Here is a 19,487-nt window from a genome sequence, read left to right as displayed (position 1 = left end):
CTGACTGATGTGACGGAGGCGCGCCCGTCAGTCACCGGCGACCACCGCGCTGACGGTGATCACGTCTTCCCCCCGATCGCCGGAGAGGGTGATCGACAGTTCCCATACGCCGTCCATGCCGAACACGTCCTCCTCGGCGACGAAGCGGCCGGGACCGGCCTGTACGGTGCCTGTCGGCGGCAGCGCGTGGCCCATGCTCGGCATGACCGCCGCCAGCGTGACCGTCTCGGCCTGGCCCGAGGTCACCCGCACCTCGACCGGATCGGCCGGCAGCACGGTGACGGTGTACCGTGCGCCGGCGGCCTCCACGATCTCGGGGCCGCCGCCGAGCCGGCGAGAGGTGACGGCGAACAGGACGCCGGCGGCGAGCAGGCAGACGGCCGCCAGGGACCGGGCGCGCTTCATCGCCGCACCTCCAGGGTGAACGACCGGGTCACGAGCCGGCCTTCGACGGCGTACTGGGCCCAGGCCAGGTAGCGGCCCGGCTCCGGCAGGGTGAGGGTGAACCGCAGCGCGGAGGCGCCGGCCGCCGTGCCGTGCACGTGCGCCAGGTGGACGCCGTCCCCGCTCCTGACGATCAGGTGGCCGGGCATGCCCAACCACGGCTTGATCGGTCCCTCCGGGCTGATCTCGATGGTCGCCGGGCTTCCGGCGGCCGGCGCGGCCGGGGTGACGCGCGGCGTGGCGGTCTCCTGGGAGGAGGCGTCCGGCGGGGCCGCGCCGGAGACCTCGAAGGCGCCGGAGAGGAGTTGCCCGCCCGAGTCCTGCCGCTCGATCTCGGCGTAGGCGAGATAGCGCCCCGGGTGCGGGACGCGCAACCGTACCGCCAGCACACCCGGCCCGGTCCGCAACGGGTGCACGTGCCGGAAGACCGCGCCACCCTCGCTGGTGACGACCAGATGCGCGGGGGCCTCGTGGTGGACGGCGAGATCGTCCAGCGGCCGGCCGGTCGCGCCGTCCGTGAGCCGCAGGATCAGGGTGAACTCGGCGCCCGTGGCAGGCAGGGCGGGTGATGTCGAGAACCGGCCCTGCGCGTACGGCCGGCCGGGGTCGGCGACCGGTGCGGCGCCCTCCGGCTGGGCGGCGGGCAGGTACGGCGCCAGGAGCATCACGGCGACCGCGAGCGAGGCGGCCGCACTCGCGCCGCCCACGACGAGCCGGGACATGCGGCCGGCGAGCACACCGCCCACCACCAGCAGGCCGGCCACCAGGAAGGCGCCGTCCATCAGCATCGTCCAGGGGGCGCTGGTGGGCACCAGGACCCGCAACGGGATCAGGGAGACCTCGTCGCCGGCGCGGACGCGCAGCTCGTGCGGGCCGACGTGGCCGGCCCGCAGGGCTGCGGCGCTCTGCCCGACGCTCACCGAGCCCGTCGACCTGCTCCCGTCGGTCAGCGAGCGCAGTTCCAGCTCCAACCTCAGGCTCGTGGGGTGCACGGCCTGCGCGCTCACCCGCAACGACGCCGGCACCCGTGAGACCCCGGCGACGACGAGCGTGACCTCGCCCGCCGCGAAGCTCTGCGTCACCCGCAGATCCGCTCCCGCCTCGACGACGTGCGCCCGGGCCGGAAGGGCCATGGACAGCAGCAGAAGGAACGCGACGGCGAAGAGGCGGATCATGCCGTGGACGGGCACGTGGCGCGGCGTTCATCGATCGGCTTCATGCCGGGGACGCTAGCCGTGGGCTCTGGCGCAGCGCCTCCGTCATGTGACTGGTGTGACCCGGACGCACATCAGTCACGTGACAGAGGCGGTGGTCATCGCGGTCTTCGTAGGGTCCCGGCCATGACCAAACGACCTGAACCCTACTCGGCGACCGTCATGGCGATCCTGGCCGTGGCCTTCTGCGCCTGGGCGCTCCTCACCCTCCCGCTGCAGGGCGCGCTGGTCCTCGTGGTGGCCAGCGTGCTCGCCTGGAGCGGCTGGATGACCTTCAGCTACACCCGCCCGGTGAGATCGAGGAAGGTGATCGCCGTCTACCTGTGCGCGGTGGGCTTCCAGCTCATTCACATGGCCGAGGAGTACACCGGCGGCTTCCCCCACGAGATCGTCGAGCTGTTCGACTCGCCACGCGACTGGCCGATGAAGGAGTTCCTGCTCGTCTTCGTCTTCGGGTTCGGCGCGCTCTACTTCTTCGCCGGCGCGGGCGCGCTCTACCAGATCCGCGTGTCCAACTTCTTCCTGTGGTGGTACGCCCTGGGCGCCGGCCTGCTCAACGGCATCGCCCACTTCGTCTTCCCCATCCTCAAGGGCGGTTACTTCCCCGGCCTGTACACCGCTGCCGGTCACTTCGTGATGAGCGGGCTGCTGATCTACTTCCTCATCAAGGAGAACCGCCGGCTCAAGGCGGCCGAACGGGAGGAGAGGCTCCTGCTGCCGGCCAGGTAGCACGGATGGCGGACCGCGCCCGCCGGGTGTGTGAGCCGCGTCTCCCGTCGCGCGTGTCACGTCGACCGGTGCTCGCCCGTCCGCTAGGTGACGACCCTTCGACGACCTTCCAGCGAGCGAGGACGATCATGGCTGTAGTTGACGAGAACTCCCGGACCGATGCCGAGCGGCCCGCCGGCCGGCCCCGACGGCGGCGCCGGCCGCGTCGGGTGGCGGCGGTGGTCGCGCTCCTGGTGGTCGCGCTGCTGGTGGCCGCGGTGCTGTTCGGGGCGTACGTCTGGCAGCCGGCCGAGGCCGGGCGCGGTTTCCGCTCGCCGTATCTGGCGAGCGTCGGCTCCCGCTACGTCGACACCCCGCTCGCCCGTTTCCACTACATCCGGGCCGGTTCCGGCACCCCGGTGGTGCTGCTGTCGCCCGGCGGCACCTCGGTGATCGGCTGGAGGGACCAGTTCGCCGCGCTCTCCCGCGACCACACCGTCTACGTGGTCGACCTCCCCGGCCAGGGCTACACCACGCTCCACGACCGCGACTTCCGCTTCGACCTCGACGCCATGACCGACGCCGTCGGCACGTTCATGGACGCCGTCGGCGTGCCGCGCGCCGCCCTGGCGGGCAACTCCTGGAGCGGCGGCTGGGCCCTGGCCTTCGCCCAGCGGCACCCCGACCGCGTCACCAGACTCGCCCTGCTCGACGCGACCGGCCTGGACCTGCGCGGCACCCTGATGTGGGAGTCCCTGAAGATCCCCGCCTTCGGCGAACTGGCCACCAAGCTGTCCACCGGCAAGTCGACCGTGCGCGGCCTGGCCGAGGGCATGATGGTCAACAAGGACCGCATCACCGACGAGTTCCTGGACGAGTGGTGGGCGCCGATGACCTTCCACGACAACATCCGCGCCACCTACCTGCTGGAACGCCGCCTGGACTGGGCGCGGACCGAACGCGCCCTCCCCACGACCACGACCCCGACCCTGATCCTGTGGGGCAGGCAGGACACCGTCCAGCCCGTCGACCGCGCCCACCGTTTCGCCGCCCTGCTCCCCGACGCCCGGGTCCAGATCCTGAACGGCTGCGGCCACGCCCCCCAGCTGGACTGCCCCGGACCCGTCAACGACCACCTCCGCGCGTTCTTCGCCGGATGACCGGCGAGGAAGACGGCCGAAGGACCCGGCGCGCCCTCCCGGGTGTCACGGCAGGGAGGCGGGGCGTCTGGTCAGGCTGTCGTCCACGGCGTCCGGCGACAGGACGTGGTCGAGGACCATCACCGCGCAGCCGCTGATGCCCGCCCCCGCGCCCAGCCGGCTCGGCTCGATGCGGAGCCGGCGGGTGGCCAGCGCGGTCGAGCGGCGGTAGACGACCTCGCGGATGCTCGACACCAGCGGTCCGAACGTCTCGGCCATGTCGCCGCCGAGCACCACCACCGACGGGTTGAGGATGTTGACCGCCCCGGCCAGCACCTCGCCGATCCGGCGGCCGGCCTCGCGGACGGTGGCCATCGTCTCGGCGTCGCCCGCGCGCACCAGCGCCGTCACGTCGCCGATGGTCTTGACGTCCTTGCCCGCCTCGCGCAGCTGCCGCAGCAGCGCGGTGCCGCTGGCCACGGAGTCGACGCAGTCGAGGTTGCCGCACCGGCACAGCACGCCGAGGCCGTCGCGCACCGGGATGTGGCCGATCTCGCCGGCCGCCCCCATGGCGCCGCGCAGGATCTCGCCGCCCGCGATGACGCCCGCGCCGATCCGGGTGGACACCTTGACGAACATCAGGTCGCCCAGCTCGGGGTAGACGCCCCGGTGCTCGCCGATGGCCAGCGCGTTGACGTCGTTGTCGACGAGCACGGGAACGGGGAAGCGCTCGCGGATGATCGGCGGGATCACCACGCCGGTCCACGACGCCATCACCCGGGCGCTCTCGGTGCGGCCCTCGGCGAACTCCACGGTCGCGGGCACCCCCATGCCCACACCCCTGATCATCGAGCGGGGACGGTCGCCGAGCAGCTCGTCCCAGGTGTCCATGAGCAACGGCAGCACCACGTCGGGCCCCTGCTCGACGTCCATGGCGAACTCCCGCCCGGCCAGCTCGCGGGCCGCGAGGTCGCAGACGGCGACCCTGGTGCGGGTCGCGCCGAGGGCGGCCACCAGCACCACACCGCCGTCGGCGTTGAACTCCAGCCGGACCGGGGGCCGGCCGCCGGTGGACGGGGAGTCGGCGCGCTCGACGACCAGCCCGCGGTCGAGCAGCTCGCCGACGCGCAGCTGCACCGCGGGCCGGGACAGGCCGGTCACCCGGCCGAGGTCCGCCCGGGTCACGGCCTCGCCCGTGCGGATCAGGCGGAGCACCTCGCCACTCGTGGCGAGCGTCGCGGCGGTACGTCGGGCCATCGGCTTAGTGAACCACAGGAGGTTAGGTAATGAAAACTCCCGACTTTTTCATCTCAGATGCCAAAACTCCGCTTGTGCACGACCCTAACTCTGACTAGTGTCCGTTCTATCCCTCTTACAGATCATCGGAGTTCCGCCTTGTCCTCCCTCACGACGTCCGCGCTCCCGACGTCCGCCGCGCACACGGCCGATCTGGTGGTGTTCGGCGGCACCGGAGACCTGTCCATGCGCAAGCTGCTCCCCGCGCTCTACCACAGCGACAGGGACGGCCGGCTCTCCCCTGAGACCCGCATCATCGCCCTGTCCCGGGGCGGGCTCGACGACGAGGACTTCCGCGGCAAGGTGGACGCCGAGGTGGGCGACCAGGTGCCCGGCGACGACCCCGCCGGGTGGCGGCGCTTCCTGAACCGGCTGCACCACGTGACCGTCGACGTCGGCGTCCAGAACGCCGACGGGACGCCGGGCCGGGGCGGGTCCGGATGGGACGCCCTCACGGCGCTGCTGGCCGGGCACGAGGACCGCGACCGCGTCTTCTACCTCGCGAGCCCGCCGCGGACGTTCGGCGCGTTCTGCCGCGAGGTGGCCGCGGCCGGCCTGGTCACGCGGCGCTCGCGGGTGGTGCTGGAAAAGCCGCTCGGACACGACCTGGCCTCCGCCCGGCACATCAACGACGAGGTCGGCGCGATCTTCGACGAGCAGCAGATCTTCCGCATCGACCACTACCTGGGCAAGGAGACGGTGCAGAACCTGCTCGTCCTCCGCTTCGCCAACGCCTTCCTGGAGCCGATCTGGAACTCCCTCTGGATCGACCACGTGCAGATCACCGCCGCCGAGACCGTCGGCACGCCCGGCCGGCGCGGCTACTACGACCACGCGGGCGCGCTGCGCGACATGGTGCAGAACCACCTGCTCCAGCTCCTCTGCCTGACCGCGATGGAGCCGCCGGCGCGCAACGACCGCGAGGCCATCCGCGACGAGAAGGTCAAGGTGCTGCAGGCGCTGCGGCCCATCACGGGCGGCGAGGTCGACCGGTTCACCGTGCGCGGCCAGTACGTCGAGGGCGGCGGCATGCCCGGCTACCTCGACGAGCCCGGCTCCACCCCGCCGACCGAGGAGTCGTGCCGGGTGGAGACGTTCACCGCGATCCGCGCCGAGATCCGCAACTGGCGCTGGGCCGGGGTGCCGTTCTACCTGCGCACCGGCAAGCGCATGCCGCGGCGCGTGTCGGAGATCGTGGTGCAGTTCAAGGACGTGCCGCACTCCATCTTCCCGGGCGGCACGCCCAACCGGCTGGTGCTGCGGCTGCAGCCCGAGGACGGCATCGAGCTGCACATCATGGCCAAGGAGCCCGGCGCGGGCGAGGTCACGCTCAAGCCGGTGCCGCTGAGCCTCAGCTTCGGCAAGACGTTCACCGCGCGGGTGCCCGAGGCGTACGAGCGGCTGCTCACCGACGTGCTGGCCGGCAACCCGACGCTGTTCATGCGCCGGGACGAGGTCGAGGCCGCCTGGCGGTGGATCGACCCGATCCTGGCCGCCTGGGAGACCTCCACCGACCTGCCCGAGCCCTACCCCGCCGGCACGGCCGGCCCCGAGGGAGCCCGCGAGCTGCTCGGCCGCAGCGGCCGCTCCTGGCACGAGGAGGAGTCGTGACCCCGCCCACCGTCCCCGGCAGCCGACCGCCCCACGAAGGAGCGTCCATGCACCCCGTCATCCAGGAGATCACGGACCGGATCGCCGACCGCAGCCGTGCCAGCCGTGGCGTCTACCTGGAGCGGATCCGCCGCGACGGCGAGACGGCGCGCGCCAAGGGGCCCGCCCGCGCGCACCTGGGCTGCGCCAACCTGGCCCACGGCTTCGCCGCCGCGCCCGCCGCCGACAAGCCGGTGCTGCGGGGCACGGCCAAGCCGGGCGTCGCGATCGTGACCAGCTACAACGACATGCTCTCCGCCCACCAGCCGTACGAGACGTACCCGGCGGCGCTGAAGGCGGCGGTGCGCGCGGCGGGCGGCGTCGCGCAGGTCGCGGGCGGCGTGCCGGCCATGTGCGACGGCATCACGCAGGGCCGCGCCGGCATGGAGCTGTCGCTCTACAGCCGCGACGTGATCGCCATGTCCACGGCCATCGCGCTGTCGCACGACATGTTCGACGCGACGCTGCTGCTGGGCGTCTGCGACAAGATCGTGCCGGGCCTGCTGATCGGCGCCCTGCACTTCGGGCACCTGCCCGCGCTGTTCGTGCCGGCCGGGCCGATGACCTCCGGCCTGCCGAACAAGGTCAAGGCCCGCACCCGCCAGCTGTACGCCGAGGGCAAGGTCGGCCGGGACGAGCTGCTCGACGCCGAGGCCAAGTCCTACCACTCCCCCGGCACCTGCACCTTCTACGGCACCGCCAACTCCAACCAGGCGCTGATGGAGGTCATGGGCCTGCACCTGCCGGGCTCGACGTTCGTCAACCCGCACACCGAGCTGCGCCAGGCGCTGACCGAGGCGGCCGGGCGGCGGGCCGTGGAGATCACCGCGCACGGCGGCGAGTACACCCCGATCGGCGAGCTGGTCGACGAGAAGGCGATCGTGAACGCCTGCGTCGCGCTGCTGGCGACCGGCGGCTCCACCAACCACACGCTGCACCTGGTGGCGATGGCCGCCGCAGCGGGCATCGTGCTCACCTGGGACGACCTGGCGTGCCTGTCGAAGGTGGTGCCGTCGCTGACCCGCATCTACCCCAACGGCCAGGCGGACGTGAACCACTTCCGTGACGCCGGCGGCATGCAGGTGCTCATCGGCGACCTCATCGACGCCGGTCTGCTGCACGCCGACGTGCTCACCGTGGCAGGGCGCGGCCTCGACCGCTACCGGTCGGCGCCCGAGCTGCGCGACGGCACGCTGGTGTGGGAGGAGGTCACCGGAGGCAGCAAGGACCTGGAGGTGCTGCGGCCGGTGTCCGACCCGTTCGCGGCCGACGGCGGCATCCACATGGTCGAGGGCAACCTCGGCCGCGCCGTCAGCAAGGTGTCGGCCGTCAGGCCCGAGCACCTGGTGATCGAGGCGCCGGCCAAGGTGTTCGACGACCAGCTCGACCTGCTGCGCGCGTTCGAGGCGGGCGAGCTCGACGGCCAGGACTTCGTCGCGGTCATCCGCTACCAGGGGCCGAGCGCCAACGGCATGCCGGAACTGCACAAGCTGACCCCGCCGCTGGCCGTGCTGCTCGACCGCGGGCAGCGGGTGGCGATCGTCACCGACGGCCGCATGTCGGGCGCGTCCGGCAAGGTGCCCGCGGCCATCCACCTGTCGCCCGAGGCGGCCGACGGCGGGCCGATCGCGCTGGTGCGCGAGGGCGACGTGGTCCGGCTCGACTCGGCGGCCGGAACGCTGGAGCTGCTCGTGCCGGCCGAGGAGCTGGCCCGCCGCACGCCCGCCGGCCGGCCGCTGAGCGACGCCCAGTGGGTCGGCACCGGCCGGGAGCTGTTCGCGACGTTCCGCCGGATGGCGGGACACGCCGAGCAGGGCGCGGGCATCTTCGGCGTCAGCGGCGCCGAGTCGCCGGACCACGGCCCCGGCCTCGGCTTCCCCGCCCAGGCGGGCGCCTCCCACCTGGAGACGGGGCACCTGGAGGCGGGCCGGCCGGAGACGGGCCGGTTCCCTGCCGGCGCCCAGGCGGGGGCCGGCGGACGCGCGGGGACCGGCGGACGGTGAGCGCTCTGCCGTACCCGTGGCTGGTCGCCGACGTCGGCGGTACCAATGCGCGTTTCGGGCTGGTCACCGGCCCCGGCGCGCGGCCGTCGCAGGTGGCGGTCCTGGCCGGCGCCGAGCACCGCACCCTGCCCGACGCCGTGGCGGCCTACCTGACGGCCCACGCCGGCGGCGTGCTGCCCGGAGCGGCGTGCCTGGCGGTCGCCGGGCCCGTCGAAGGCGACCGCTACGCGCTGACGAACCTGCCGTGGGCGGGCTCCGCCCGCGACCTCGGCGTGCCGAACGCGACGCTGCTCAACGACTTCGAGGCCCTGGCGCTGTCGCTGCCCCACCTGGACGGCGACGACCTGGTGCCGATCGGCGGCCCGGCGCCCGCGCACGGGGTCAAGGCCGTGCTCGGGCCGGGCACCGGGCTCGGCGTGGCCGGCCTGGTGCCGGCGGACGGCGGCTGGATCCCGATCCCCGGCGAGGGCGGGCACGTCACCGTGCCGGTGCAGGACGACCGGGAACTGGAGGTGCTGCGGGTGCTGCGCGCCCAGGCCCGCCGCTCGCTCTCCCCCGCCGCCGACCCGTCCGCTGCCGGCCCGCCTGTCGTCGGCCCGCCTGTCGTCGGCGCGCCTGTCGTTGGCGCGTCCGGTGGCGTCCCGTCCGCAGTCGTGCCGTCCGGTGTCGTGCCGTCCGGTGTCGTCGAGGCGGATCAGGTGGTGGCGGAGCGGGTCCTGTCGGGGCCCGGTCTGGTGCGGCTGCACCGCGCGCTCGCCGAGGTGAACGGCGTGGCCGCGCCCGAGCTGACCGCCGCGGGCATCGTGGCGCGGCAGGACGACCCGCTGTGCGCGGAGACGATCGAGGTGTTCTGCGGGATGCTGGGCAGCTTCGCCGCGAACGTGGCCCTCACCCTGGGCGCCCGCGGCGGGGTCTACCTGGGCGGTGGTGTCCTGCCCCGTATCGTGGAACGGGTGTGTGCCGGCGGCTTCCGCGCCAGGTTCACGGCGAACCCGGGCATGTCGGGCTACCTGGACGCCATCGCGACCATGCTGATCGTGGCGCCGCAGCCGGCGCTGACCGGCGCCGCGGCCTGGCTCGCCCGGCAGGCCGCCGCCACGCCCGCTGAGACACCCGCTGAGACACCCGCCGGAGTCACGTCCGGCGGCCTGACCGCCACCGCTTGACCACGCACCACCCGACCACGCACCGCTTGACCACGCACCACCCGACCGCCGCCGTTTGACCACGCAATGCCAGCCCACCAACGCTTGACCCCGCAACGCCAGCCCACCACCGCTTGACCACCGCGACGCCCTGACGGGCGTATGACAGCCGTGCGGGACCAGGACGACCGCGTCGCCCGCGCGGGCCGATGAGGAGAATCCCATGAGCCTGCTCGACCTCGCCCCCGTGATCCCCGTCGTGGTGATCGACGACGTGGAGACCGCCGTGCCGATGGCGCGGGCGCTGGTGGCCGGCGGCCTGCCGGTCATCGAGGTGACGCTGCGGACCGAGCCCGCGCTGGAGGCGATCGGGCGCATCGCCGCCGAGGTGCCCGACGCCGTGATCGGCGCCGGCACCGTCCGCACGGCCGGCGACGTGACGGCCTCGGTGTCCGCCGGGGCCAGGTTCCTGGTGAGCCCCGGTGCGACGCCGTCGCTGGCCGACGCCATGGCCGCGAGCGGCGTGCCGTTCCTGGCCGGGGCGGCCACGGCCTCCGAGGTGATGGCGCTGGCCGAGCGGGGGCTGAAGGAGCTGAAGTTCTTCCCCGCCGAGGCGGCGGGTGGCGTGCCCTACCTGAAGGCGCTGGCGGGCCCGCTGCCGGACGTGCGGTTCTGCCCGACCGGTGGCATCCGGCCGGGCACGGCGGCCGACTACCTCGCCCTGCCGAACGTGGGCTGCGTGGGCGGCACCTGGCTCACCCCGGCCGACGCGCTGGCGACCGGCGACTGGGATCGCGTGGAGAAGCTCGCCGCGGAGGCCGCCGCCCTCCGTTGACGGCCGCCCTCCGTTGACCACCCCGCTGACCACCCCGGGCGTGAGCTGCCCGTTCTCCGCGTGCGGGCGGTCCGGCGGCCGGAGGCGCGGGCCGCGGCGCCGGACCGTCAGAGGCCCGGGAACGAGCCACGCGCCGCCCGGCGCGTCAGGTGGCCACCGGGCAGGCCCTTCCTCCGTTAGAGTCTGGGGGGAAAAGGGCATGCCGGGCGGAGGATCGGTCGGTTGAGGCGGGCGGGATGACGACGGCGAGAGGACAGCGACGTTGGGGCAGCTAGGCCGCTCCGCGGGCACCCCGCTGACGCCCGAGGACCCGCCGGCGATCGGCCCCTACGAGCTGGTCAGCCGCCTGGGCTCGGGCGGCATGGGCACCGTCTACCTGGCCAGGGGCGCCGACGGCGCGCAGGTGGCGCTCAAGGCGATCCGCCGCGACTACGCCGCCGACCCGGTCTACCGGGCGCGCTTCCACGAGGAGGTGTCCAACGCCCGCAAGGTCGCCTCGTTCTGCACAGCCCGGGTGCTGGACCACGGCGAGCACGACGGGCTGCTCTATCTCGTCACCGAGTACATCGACGGCATCTCGCTCGAGGACCATCTGATCCAGCACGGGGCGCTGCCGCCGTCCGTCCTGCACTCGGCCGCGGTGGGCGTGGCGGCGGCGCTGACGGCGATCCACGCCGCCGGTCTCGTGCACCGCGACCTGAAGCCGGCCAACGTGATGCTGACGCTGGCGGGGCCGCGGGTGATCGACTTCGGGCTGGCCCGCTCGACGCACGTCGGCTCCCGCCACACCAACGCGGGCATGGTCATGGGCACGCCCGGCTGGATAGCCCCGGAGCAGGTGTTCGAGGGGCGGACGAGCCCGGCCGGCGACGTCTTCGCGTGGGGGTCACTGATCGCCTACGCGGGGCTGGGCGGGCACCCCTTCGGCGAGGGTGACGCGTACGTGATGGCGGCCCGCGCCCGGACCGCGCCGCCCGACCTGCGGGGGCTGCCGGCGCCGCTGGACCGGCTGGTCGCCGCCGCGATCCATCCCGACCCGGCCCGGCGTCCGGCCGCGCGGCAGCTGCTGCTGGAGCTGGTGGGCGCGGCCGACGAGCCGGCCGCGCAGCTCGCGGCGACCCGGCACCTCACCGACGCGTGGAATCCCACCGAGTTCCCGCCGCTGGCGGAGTTCCCGCAGGGCCCGCGCGGGGCGCAGGGGCCGCCCGGCGTCCAGGGGCGGCCGGCCCCGCCGCCCCATCCGCAGGCGTCGTCCCGTACGGTGCGCGCCCCGCAGCCGCCACCCGGCCCCCAGCCGGCGCCCGGCCCGATGCCGGCGCCGGAGCGGACCGGCCCGGTGCCGCCCGCCCATCTCGCCGCCCAGACGGGACAGGTGCCGCCGGCCGAGCGCAGCGGGCCCGTCCCGCACGTGCGCCCGGCACCCCACGTGCCGCCCGCCGAGCGCACCGGCCCGGTGCCGCCTGTCCATCGCACGGGCCAGGTGCCGCCCGCCGAGCGCACCGGCCCGGTGCCGCCCGTCCATCGCACGGGCCAGGTGCCGCCCGCCGAGCGCACCGGCCCGGTGCCCTCGCGCCCGCCGGGCCCGCCGCCGCACCACCAGACGGCGCAGGGACCCCTGCCTGCGCCCGCGGGACGGCACACGGGGCAGGGACCGCTGCCGCCACCCGGCGGGTACGCGCCGCCCAAGCCGGGCAAGAGCGTCTTCACGGGCTGCGTGACGGCCGTGGTGATCGCCGTGGTGCTTCTCGTGCTCGTGCTGGCCGTGATCGCCTGGGCGTCGCGGACGCCCGCCGAGGGGGGCGTCGACAGCCCGGTCCAGGACGGCCGGCTGAGGTTCGCGGTGACCGCCACGACGTGTCCCAAGCCGGCCAGGTCCGCCAGGCAGCGCACCTGCCGGGTGACGGTGCGGGTGACCAACGTCGGCGAGGAGGCCAGGGTGCTCTACCCGGGCCAGCAGAAGCTGTTCGACGAGGACGACCAGGAGCACGGCGGCGTCCGGCTGCTCGACAAGGAGGGTTCGGAGATCGCGCCGGTCCGGGTCGGCCCGGGCTCCTCCTTCACCGGCACGGTGGTCTTCGAGCTGCCCAAGGACGCCCGGCCCACCGGCGTGGAACTGCACGACTCGGGCCTCAGCAACGGCGTGCGCGTCACGTTCGGCTAGCGGACGGCGGCGCGAGGGGCGCGCCCTCCACCAGGGCCACGCGCACGTCCGCCGGGTCCGTTCCCCCGAGGGGGACTCCGAAGACGGCCGTGCGGTCGCGGGCCGCGTACACGACGAACCTGACGTCGTCCTCGTCCCACACCTCGCGCACGTCCGAGGTGAGGTGCGCGGCGGCCGAGCAGTAGGCGGGGCTGCGGTACAGCAGGCGCAGCGACGTCTCCAGCGGGACGTCGCGCGGCGGCGGCGCGGCGAGCGGCCGGCGCAGCCGGACGAGCAGGCGGCGCAGCGGCACCAGCCAGTGGCGGTCCAGCTCCGCCGACAGGGCGAGCAGCGCCACCACCTCCGCCGCGCCGAGGGCGGCGAGCGGCGGCGTCAGCGGGCGCGGCCCCGCCCACAGCGCGGCGACCGAGGCCGCGAGCAGCAGGCCGGCGCGGGCGAAGGCGCGGCGGTCCACCGGGCGGCCGTGCCCGCCGAGGCATCCGCACGTCGAGGTGGGCGCCACCCGGTGGGCGTAGCCGAGGTAGGCCAGGAATCCCGTGGAGAGCGCGACGGCCGCCGCCCCCTCCACGGGCCGGGCGGGCGGCAGCAGCAGCGCCGCCGCGACGGCGAGCTCCGCCAGCCCGACGAGCATGAGCGCGGGGACCGCGCGCGCCGGGCCGGTGAGCCGGGCGAGGGCGGTCCGCCCGGCCTGCTCGCGCGCCTGCCGGCTGAGCAGTTTCGTCAGCGCGGCCCAGACGAGGAACAGGGCGATCACGTACGGCTGCGGCGCGGCGATCTCGTGCATGCGGCGCTCCTAGTGAGGGGAGAAGACGGTGGCGATGTCGACCTCGTTGGTGTCCGGCCGCCAGGCGCCGAGGACCTGCACGTGCTGGCCGACGCGCAGCACGGACAGGTCACCGGAGGCGGGGCCGCCCGCGTGGATCGCCACCGACGTCCCGGCCACGACGTGGCAGACGATGTCCTGGCCCTTGTGGTCCAGGTGGACCTTCTCGCGGGTGATGTTCTTGACGTGGCCCTTGACGTTGACGATGTTGAGCCAGACGGACTCGGCGGCGAGCATCCCGTCGGGCATCCGGACGCCCCTCGCGTACAGGCCGTCCCCGGGCCGGGCCTGGTCGAGGCCGACCGGGCCGAGCTTCCACAGGCTGGTGCCGCCGACGACGCGGATGGTGTGGAAGACGAGGTTCGAGCCGAGGACGAGGAGGGTGTCGTCCTTGACGGACCGGATGCGCCCCTCGGCGAAGTCGGGGTCGGCGGCGCCCGGATCGACCCCGAGGCGAGGTTCGGCGGCGAAGGCCGCCTCGGGGCCGAGCGAGCCCAGCGCGGTCGCGGCGACGACCCCGGCCCCGGCCCCGAGCAGTGCGGACTTGAGCAGGTCTCTCCTGCTGGCCATCGGCTCTCCTAGACGGTCGAGATCTCGCACGGCCGCAGCCCGGTGGACAGGCTGGCGATCCGGCTGTAGGCGGCCGGGGTGAGGTCGATGAGCCGGTTGCCGGCGCAGGTGGAGCCGCAGCAGCTGCGTTCGCCGCAGAACAGGTCGGTCTGCGGGCCGCAGTCGGCGATGGCGGTGACGACGGTGCCGCCGCCGCACAGCGAGGTGGTGCGGTGCTGGTAGCCGCACGTCCGGCGGGACAGCGACACGCCGCAGGCGTCGGGCCGGGTGATCGCCCAGCAGGCGTCGGAGGTGTTGGGCCAGGCGTGCTGCAGGCTCCCGGAGTTGCAGGTGCCGCAGGCTCCCCTGCCGGTGCTGCTGCACGGGCCCCAGGCGGTGCCGCAGCAGAACCAGGAGACTTCTCCCTGGACGGGGGCCAACAGATCGGCCGGCGGGTCGGTGGACGGGGTGCGCGCCATGGGCGTCCTCCTTGGTGGGCTCTGGCTGGTCCCCCGATGGATGGTGCGGCGCCGCTGAAGGTTTCCGACTGATCCATTGATAACATGTAGAAATTTTTCGTCAATGCCTCACGCGGTGCCGGGTCGCGGCCGGGCGAGGCTCCCAGGTGTCAGGGGGCCAGGAGGGCGTCCTCGGTGATCGGCGACTCGTGGGTGCCGGGCACGGTGCAGGCGTGGGCTCCCGCCCGGGCGCCGAGCCGTACGCACTCCTCCAGCGGCAGGCCACGCAGCCGGCCGTAGAGGAAGCCGGAGACGAACGCGTCGCCGGCGCCGTTGCTGTCGGCCACCGGGCCGGGCAGCGGCGTGGCGGGGAAGGCGCACACGGTCCCGCCTCGGGTCAGCACGAGGCAGCCGTCGGCCCCCCGCGTGCACACCACCGTCTCGGCGCGCCCGCGGTCGAGGATGTCGCGCATGGTCGCCTCCGGCTCCGGCAGGGCCGCGGCCGACAGGAAGACGAGGTCGGACCGGTAGGCGAAGTCCTGGTGGTGGTCGTCGCGGCCGTTCCAGTCGTGCAGGTCGGTGGAGACGGACATGCCGTCGAGGTGGTCGTAGGCGTGGCGGCCGAAGTCGGTGATCGAGACGTGCGCGTGGCGCGCCCGGACGTCCGTGTAGAGCTCGGGCGCCAGCCGCTCCCCCGGCGTGACCTTGGGGTCGAACAGCGAGGTGCGCCGGCCGTCGGGGCCGACGAGCAGGACGCTGCGGCGGGTGCCCGCCTCGGCGAGCCCCCACCTGCAGTCGACGCCGCGCATCGCCTGCCGGATCAGCGCGCCCTGCGGGTCGTCGCCGATGAGGTCGGCGAACGCGACGGACAGGCCGAGCGCGGCGCAGCCGAGCGCCACGCCGGCGCCGGTGTTGCCGATGCGGTCGACGACGGGCGGCACGGCGTAGGTGTCGGCGTACGGCAACGGCAGCTCGGGAACGTAGACGGTCGTGTCGACGCCGGCCCCGCCGAGGACGAGCACGTCGTGCGTGAGCGCCGGGCGGGCGCTCACCGGTTGACCAGCGGGCCGGAGCCGGTGGAGCCGCGGACCACGAGCTCCGGCTGGAAGACCAGCTCGACGTGCTTGGCCGGGGCGCCGTTGACCTCTTCGAGCAGTGTCTGCACGGCGGCGGAGGCCATCGCGCCGATCGGCTTGCGCACGGTCGTCAGCGGCGGGTCGGTGAACGCGATCAGCGGCGAGTCGTCGAACCCGACCACCGACACCTCCCCCGGCACCGACAGTCCCCGCTCGCGGCAGGCGCGGATCGCGCCCAGCGCCATCAGGTCGCTGGCGCACACCACTCCGGTGCAGCCGCGCGCCAGGAGCTGCGCGGTGGCGGCCTGCCCGCCCTCCACGGAGAACAGCGAGCTGGCGATGAGGTCATCCACGTCGGTGGCGCCGAGCAGCTGGCTCATGGCCTGCTTGTAGCCCTCGATCTTGCGGATGACGGGGACGAACCTGCGCGGCCCGAGGGCCAGCCCGATCCGCTCGTGCCCGAGGTCGACCAGGTGCTGCACGGCCAGCCGGGCGGCGAGCCGGTCGTCGACCGAGATGAACGGCGCCTCGATGCGCTGGTTGTAGCCGTCGACCAGGACGATCGGCAGGCCCCGGTCGGTGAGCCGGGTGTAGCGGTCCATCCGGGCGGTGGTGTCGGCGTGCAGGCCCGAGACGAACACGATGCCGCTCACCCCGCGGTCCACGAGCAGCTCGGTGAACTCGTCCTCGGGAGCGCCGCCGGGCAGCTGCGTGCACAGCACGGGGGTGAACCCGTGCTGGGTGAGCGCCTTCTCGATGGCCTGGGCGAACGCGGGGAAGATGGGGTTGTCGAGCTCGGGGGTGACCAGGCCCACCAGCCCGTTGCTGCGCTGGCGCAGGCGCGGGGGGCGTTCGTAGCCCATGAGGTCGAGCGCGGCCATCACCGCCTGCCGGGTCGCGGCCGAGACGCCCGGCTTGCCGTTGAGCACCCGGCTGACCGTCGCCTCGCTCACGCCGGCCTGGGAGGCTATGTCGGAGAGCCGCGCGTGATTGTTCATGGCAGCCACTTTACTTTCCACCAGGCTGCCGAATCGGGCGCTCCGGGCTCGTCGGAGGCGATCAGCAGCTCGCCGTCGACCTGGAGGTCGGCGGGCTCGCCGGTGAGGTTGACCGCGCAGACGACGTCGCCGCGGGAGAAGACGAGCGTGCCCTCGGGCGAGTCGTGCCAGACGAGGTCGCCCTGCAGCGCCGGCCGCAGCCGCAGCGCCCGGCGGTAGAGCTCCAGCGTCGAGCCGGGGTCGTCCTGCTGGGCCTCGACGCTCAGCTCGGCCCAGTCGTCGGGGATCGGCAGCCACGGGTCGCTCCAGCCGGACTCGCGCGTCCACGGGATGGGCACCCGGCAGCCGTCGCGCCCGCTGTCGGGGTCGCGCAGCCGCTGCGGGTCGCACAGCACGTGGGTGGGCAGGTCGAGCACCTCGGGCAGGCCCAGCTCCTCGCCCTGGTAGACGTAGGCGGAGCCGGGCAGCGCGAGGGTGAGCAGGGCGGCGGCGCGGCCCCTGGCCAGGCTGCCGTAACGGGTGACGTGCCGCTTGACGTCGTGGTTGGACAGCACCCAGGTGGACGGCGCGCCGACGGACCCGGCCGTGGCCAGCGACTCGTCGATCACCCGGCGCAGCGCGGCGGCGTCCCAGGGCGCGAACAGGAAGTGGAAGTTGAACGCCTGGTGCAGCTCGTCCGGCCGGACGTAGCGGGCCAGCCGCTCGGGGGTGGGCGCCCACGCCTCGGCCACGCCGATGCGGTCGCCGGGGTAGGAGTCGAGCACCCGCCGCCAGGCGCGGTGGATCTCGTGCACGCCGTCGTTGTCGAAGAACGGGACGGGCTCGGCGCCGATCATCCGGGAGTGGCCGGGGCGGCCCACGTCCGGCAGGCCGGCCGGCTTGACCATGCCGTGCGCCACGTCCACCCGGAAGCCGTCGACGCCCAGGTCGAGCCAGAAGCGCAGGATCGACTCGAACTCCGCCCGCACCTCGGGGTGGTCCCAGTTGAGGTCGGGCTGGGACGGGTCGAACAGGTGCAGGTACCACTGGCCGTCCTCGACCTGCGTCCACGCGGGGCCGCCGAAGATGGACTCCCAGTCGTTCGGGCGGTCGCGGAAGATGTAGCGGTCGCGGTTCTCGCCGCGCAGCGCCTCCTGGAACCACGGGTGTGCCGAGGAGGTGTGGTTGGGCACGATGTCCACGATCACCCGCAGGCCGTGGCCGTGCGCCTCGTCGATCAGCGCCTTGGCGTCGGCGAGGGTGCCGAACAGCGGGTCCACGTCGCGGTAGTCGGCCACGTCGTAGCCGAAGTCGGCCATCGGCGACGGGTAGAACGGCGTCAGCCAGACGGCGTCCACGCCCAGCCCGGCCAGGTACGGCAGGCGGTCGCGCACGCCGATCAGGTCGCCGACGCCGTCGGCGTCGCCGTCGGCGAAGCTGCGCACGTACACCTGGTAGATCACGGCATCGCGCCACCATGCGGTCATCAGGGCACCCCCAAGAAGTCGTCACCATGAAAGCGATTGCCGCAACTTTACGCAAGTCCTTCCAAGACCCTTCTTGTCACACTTCGGGCACGCCGTTCTCACAAGCCCGAAAACACGCTCGAAACAGTTCTTTTATGTCAAGGGTGGACATCCAGCGTTGAAGCGCGATGTACTACCTCTCCAATCAGCCCCGTCACAGGTGACACGCGCGCAAGGTGTGAGCCCATGAGCTCAGTCGTTCTCGACAAAGTGACCAAGGTTTACCCAGGCGGCCACCTGGCGGTGGACCGGATGAACCTGAAAGCGGACAACGGCGAGTTCCTGGTGCTGCTGGGCCCCTCGGGCTGCGGCAAGTCGACGCTGCTGCGCATGATCGCCGGCCTTGAGGAGATCACGGCGGGTGACCTGTGGCTGGACGGCGAGCTGGCCAACCACCTCCCGCCGCGCGACCGCGACGTGGCCATGGTGTTCCAGAACGGCGCTCTCTACCCGCACCGCACGGTCCGCGGCAACATGGCCTTCCCCCTGGAGATCGCCAAGGCCGACCCCGTGCAGACCCGTGAGCGGATCACCGAACTGTCCAAGGTGCTGCACATCGAGGAGACCCTCGAACGCCGCCCCGGCACGCTGTCCGGCGGCCAGCGCCAGCGGGTCGCCATGGGCCGGGCGATCGTCCGCCAGCCCAAGCTGTTCCTCATGGACGAGCCGCTGTCCAACCTCGACGCGGGCATGCGCACCGAGCTGCGCATGGAGATCTCCTCCTTGGTCAGGTCGCTCGGCGTCACCACCATCTACGTCACGCACGACCAGGTCGAGGCGCTCACGCTGGCCGACCGGATCGCCATACTCAACCGCGGGGTGCTGCAGGACGTCGGCACCCCGGCGCAGATCTACAACGACCCGGCGACGGCGTTCGTGGCGGCGTTCCTCAACTCCCAGCAGCTCAACCTGCTGGCTGCCACGGTGCACACGCCGCAGAACCAGTACGTGCTGCTCGACTTCGGGCCGCACCGGCTGATCATGCCGTGGAACGATCCCCGGGCGTACGCGGTCTCGCAGTACGTCGGCGGTCAGATCCTCGTCGGCGTGCGCCCCGACGGGCTGACGCCGGTGCCCGAGTCCTACGACGGGCCGGCCTTCTTCGGGCGGGTGCGGGCCCTGGAGTACCACGGGCACGAGTGGCTCGGCTACATCGAGTGCGGCATGCCGGCCGTGCCCGTGCCCGAGCCGCCGGATCCGCGCATCCGCGCCGCCGCCCAGGACGGGCCGGGCAGGCTGGCCGGCATGGTCCGCCGGCTGTTCGGCACCCGTGAGGAGCGGGAGGAGCAGGAGCAGACCGGACAGCACCCCGGCAGCGGCACCCACCGCCGCGCCGACCTGATCGTCCGGATGGGCGGCCGGCCGGTGTGGCGCGCCAACGACGCCGCCAAGGTGGGCGTCGACCTGTCCCGGGTCATGCTCTTCCGCCCGGACGGCTCCCGCATCGACACCCCGCGCCGCTGATCACTCTGCGTCAAGGTGC

General features: G+C 73.6%; 17 protein-coding genes. 8 read left to right on the top strand and 9 right to left on the bottom strand.

All coding sequences use genetic code 11. The features are described 5' to 3' along the window. Positions 1–27: 27 nt before the first annotated feature. Together CXR44_RS27520 and CXR44_RS27515 are read right to left on the bottom strand one after the other, a co-directional pair. Entirely contained in the window at positions 28–405 is a 378-nt protein-coding gene (locus tag CXR44_RS27520; protein ID WP_101789032.1) for a hypothetical protein, read from the bottom strand. After that, positions 402–1,619, bottom strand: coding sequence for a hypothetical protein (locus CXR44_RS27515; protein WP_144070095.1), 1,218 nt, complete (start codon positions 1,617–1,619; stop codon positions 402–404). Before CXR44_RS27515 ends, CXR44_RS27520 begins: the two co-directional genes overlap by 4 nt. Positions 1,620–1,784: 165 nt before the next feature. Between CXR44_RS27515 and CXR44_RS27510 the strand changes: the two genes are divergently transcribed. Both CXR44_RS27510 and CXR44_RS27505 read left to right on the top strand, forming a co-directional pair. After that, complete coding sequence (locus CXR44_RS27510) at positions 1,785–2,387, top strand: HXXEE domain-containing protein (protein WP_180903726.1); 603 nt, start codon at positions 1,785–1,787, stop codon at positions 2,385–2,387. 128 nt (positions 2,388–2,515) lie between these two features. Next, positions 2,516–3,526, top strand: a complete 1,011-nt coding sequence (locus tag CXR44_RS27505; protein WP_180903725.1) for an alpha/beta fold hydrolase — start codon at positions 2,516–2,518, stop codon at positions 3,524–3,526. Positions 3,527–3,571: 45 nt separating this feature from the next. Here CXR44_RS27505 and CXR44_RS27500 read toward each other — a convergent pair whose 3' ends face one another. Further along, positions 3,572–4,762 (bottom strand): ROK family transcriptional regulator, encoded by a 1,191-nt coding sequence (locus CXR44_RS27500; protein WP_101789028.1) that lies wholly within the window; start codon positions 4,760–4,762, stop codon positions 3,572–3,574. A 138-nt stretch (positions 4,763–4,900) separates the two neighbouring features. Between CXR44_RS27500 and zwf the strand changes: the two genes are divergently transcribed. From zwf to CXR44_RS27470, 5 genes are all read left to right on the top strand, one after another. Then, positions 4,901–6,412: a glucose-6-phosphate dehydrogenase gene (zwf, locus tag CXR44_RS27495; protein WP_281260304.1), complete on the top strand. Its 1,512-nt coding sequence runs from the start codon at positions 4,901–4,903 to the stop codon at positions 6,410–6,412. Between the two features lie 47 nt (positions 6,413–6,459). Further along, positions 6,460–8,454 (top strand): phosphogluconate dehydratase, encoded by a 1,995-nt coding sequence (gene edd, locus CXR44_RS27490; RefSeq protein WP_245899444.1) that lies wholly within the window; start codon positions 6,460–6,462, stop codon positions 8,452–8,454. Beyond that, entirely contained in the window at positions 8,451–9,620 is a 1,170-nt protein-coding gene (locus CXR44_RS41200) for a glucokinase (protein ID WP_245899443.1), read from the top strand. The genes edd and CXR44_RS41200 overlap by 4 nt, the downstream gene beginning before the upstream one ends. A 202-nt stretch (positions 9,621–9,822) precedes the next feature. Further along, positions 9,823–10,434 (top strand): bifunctional 4-hydroxy-2-oxoglutarate aldolase/2-dehydro-3-deoxy-phosphogluconate aldolase, encoded by a 612-nt coding sequence (eda, locus tag CXR44_RS27475; protein WP_101789026.1) that lies wholly within the window; start codon positions 9,823–9,825, stop codon positions 10,432–10,434. A 262-nt stretch (positions 10,435–10,696) separates the two neighbouring features. Next, positions 10,697–12,595 (top strand): serine/threonine-protein kinase, encoded by a 1,899-nt coding sequence (locus CXR44_RS27470; RefSeq protein ID WP_101789025.1) that lies wholly within the window; start codon positions 10,697–10,699, stop codon positions 12,593–12,595. Here the strand turns inward: CXR44_RS27470 and CXR44_RS27465 are convergent. The 6 genes from CXR44_RS27465 to CXR44_RS27440 all read right to left on the bottom strand — a co-directional run bounded on the left by CXR44_RS27465 (position 12,582) and on the right by CXR44_RS27440 (position 17,965). Then, positions 12,582–13,379 carry a MauE/DoxX family redox-associated membrane protein gene (locus tag CXR44_RS27465; RefSeq protein WP_101789024.1) on the bottom strand — a complete coding sequence of 266 codons (798 nt, stop codon included), beginning with the start codon at positions 13,377–13,379 and terminating at the stop codon, positions 12,582–12,584. The two genes, CXR44_RS27470 and CXR44_RS27465, sit on opposite strands and share 14 nt — an antisense overlap. 9 nt (positions 13,380–13,388) lie before the next feature. Further along, positions 13,389–13,988, bottom strand: a complete 600-nt coding sequence (locus CXR44_RS27460; RefSeq protein ID WP_101789023.1) for a cell wall protein — start codon at positions 13,986–13,988, stop codon at positions 13,389–13,391. 8 nt (positions 13,989–13,996) lie between these two features. Continuing rightward, a complete protein-coding gene (locus tag CXR44_RS27455) occupies positions 13,997–14,446 on the bottom strand; it encodes an RlpA-like double-psi beta-barrel domain-containing protein (protein ID WP_101789022.1) in 450 nt (149 codons plus the stop codon). 149 nt (positions 14,447–14,595) lie between these two features. Next, complete coding sequence (locus tag CXR44_RS27450; RefSeq protein ID WP_101789021.1) at positions 14,596–15,477, bottom strand: carbohydrate kinase family protein; 882 nt, start codon at positions 15,475–15,477, stop codon at positions 14,596–14,598. Next, positions 15,474–16,499: a LacI family DNA-binding transcriptional regulator gene (locus CXR44_RS27445; RefSeq protein WP_101789020.1), complete on the bottom strand. Its 1,026-nt coding sequence runs from the start codon at positions 16,497–16,499 to the stop codon at positions 15,474–15,476. Before CXR44_RS27445 ends, CXR44_RS27450 begins: the two co-directional genes overlap by 4 nt. Then, positions 16,496–17,965 carry a glycoside hydrolase family 13 protein gene (locus CXR44_RS27440; RefSeq protein WP_101789019.1) on the bottom strand — a complete coding sequence of 490 codons (1,470 nt, stop codon included), beginning with the start codon at positions 17,963–17,965 and terminating at the stop codon, positions 16,496–16,498. Before CXR44_RS27440 ends, CXR44_RS27445 begins: the two co-directional genes overlap by 4 nt. A gap of 225 nt (positions 17,966–18,190) precedes the next feature. Between CXR44_RS27440 and CXR44_RS27435 the strand changes: the two genes are divergently transcribed. Continuing rightward, on the top strand, positions 18,191–19,468 hold the full coding sequence (locus CXR44_RS27435) for an ABC transporter ATP-binding protein (protein WP_101789018.1): 1,278 nt from the start codon (positions 18,191–18,193) through the stop codon (positions 19,466–19,468). Positions 19,469–19,487: the final 19 nt, after the last annotated feature.

It is taken from the genome of Nonomuraea indica, assembly GCF_002850745.1.
In the GTDB taxonomy this organism is placed as follows: domain Bacteria; phylum Actinomycetota; class Actinomycetes; order Streptosporangiales; family Streptosporangiaceae; genus Nonomuraea; species Nonomuraea indica.
The sequence above is the reverse complement of the archived record's forward strand: the minus strand, read 5'-3'. Positions and strand labels throughout refer to the sequence as shown.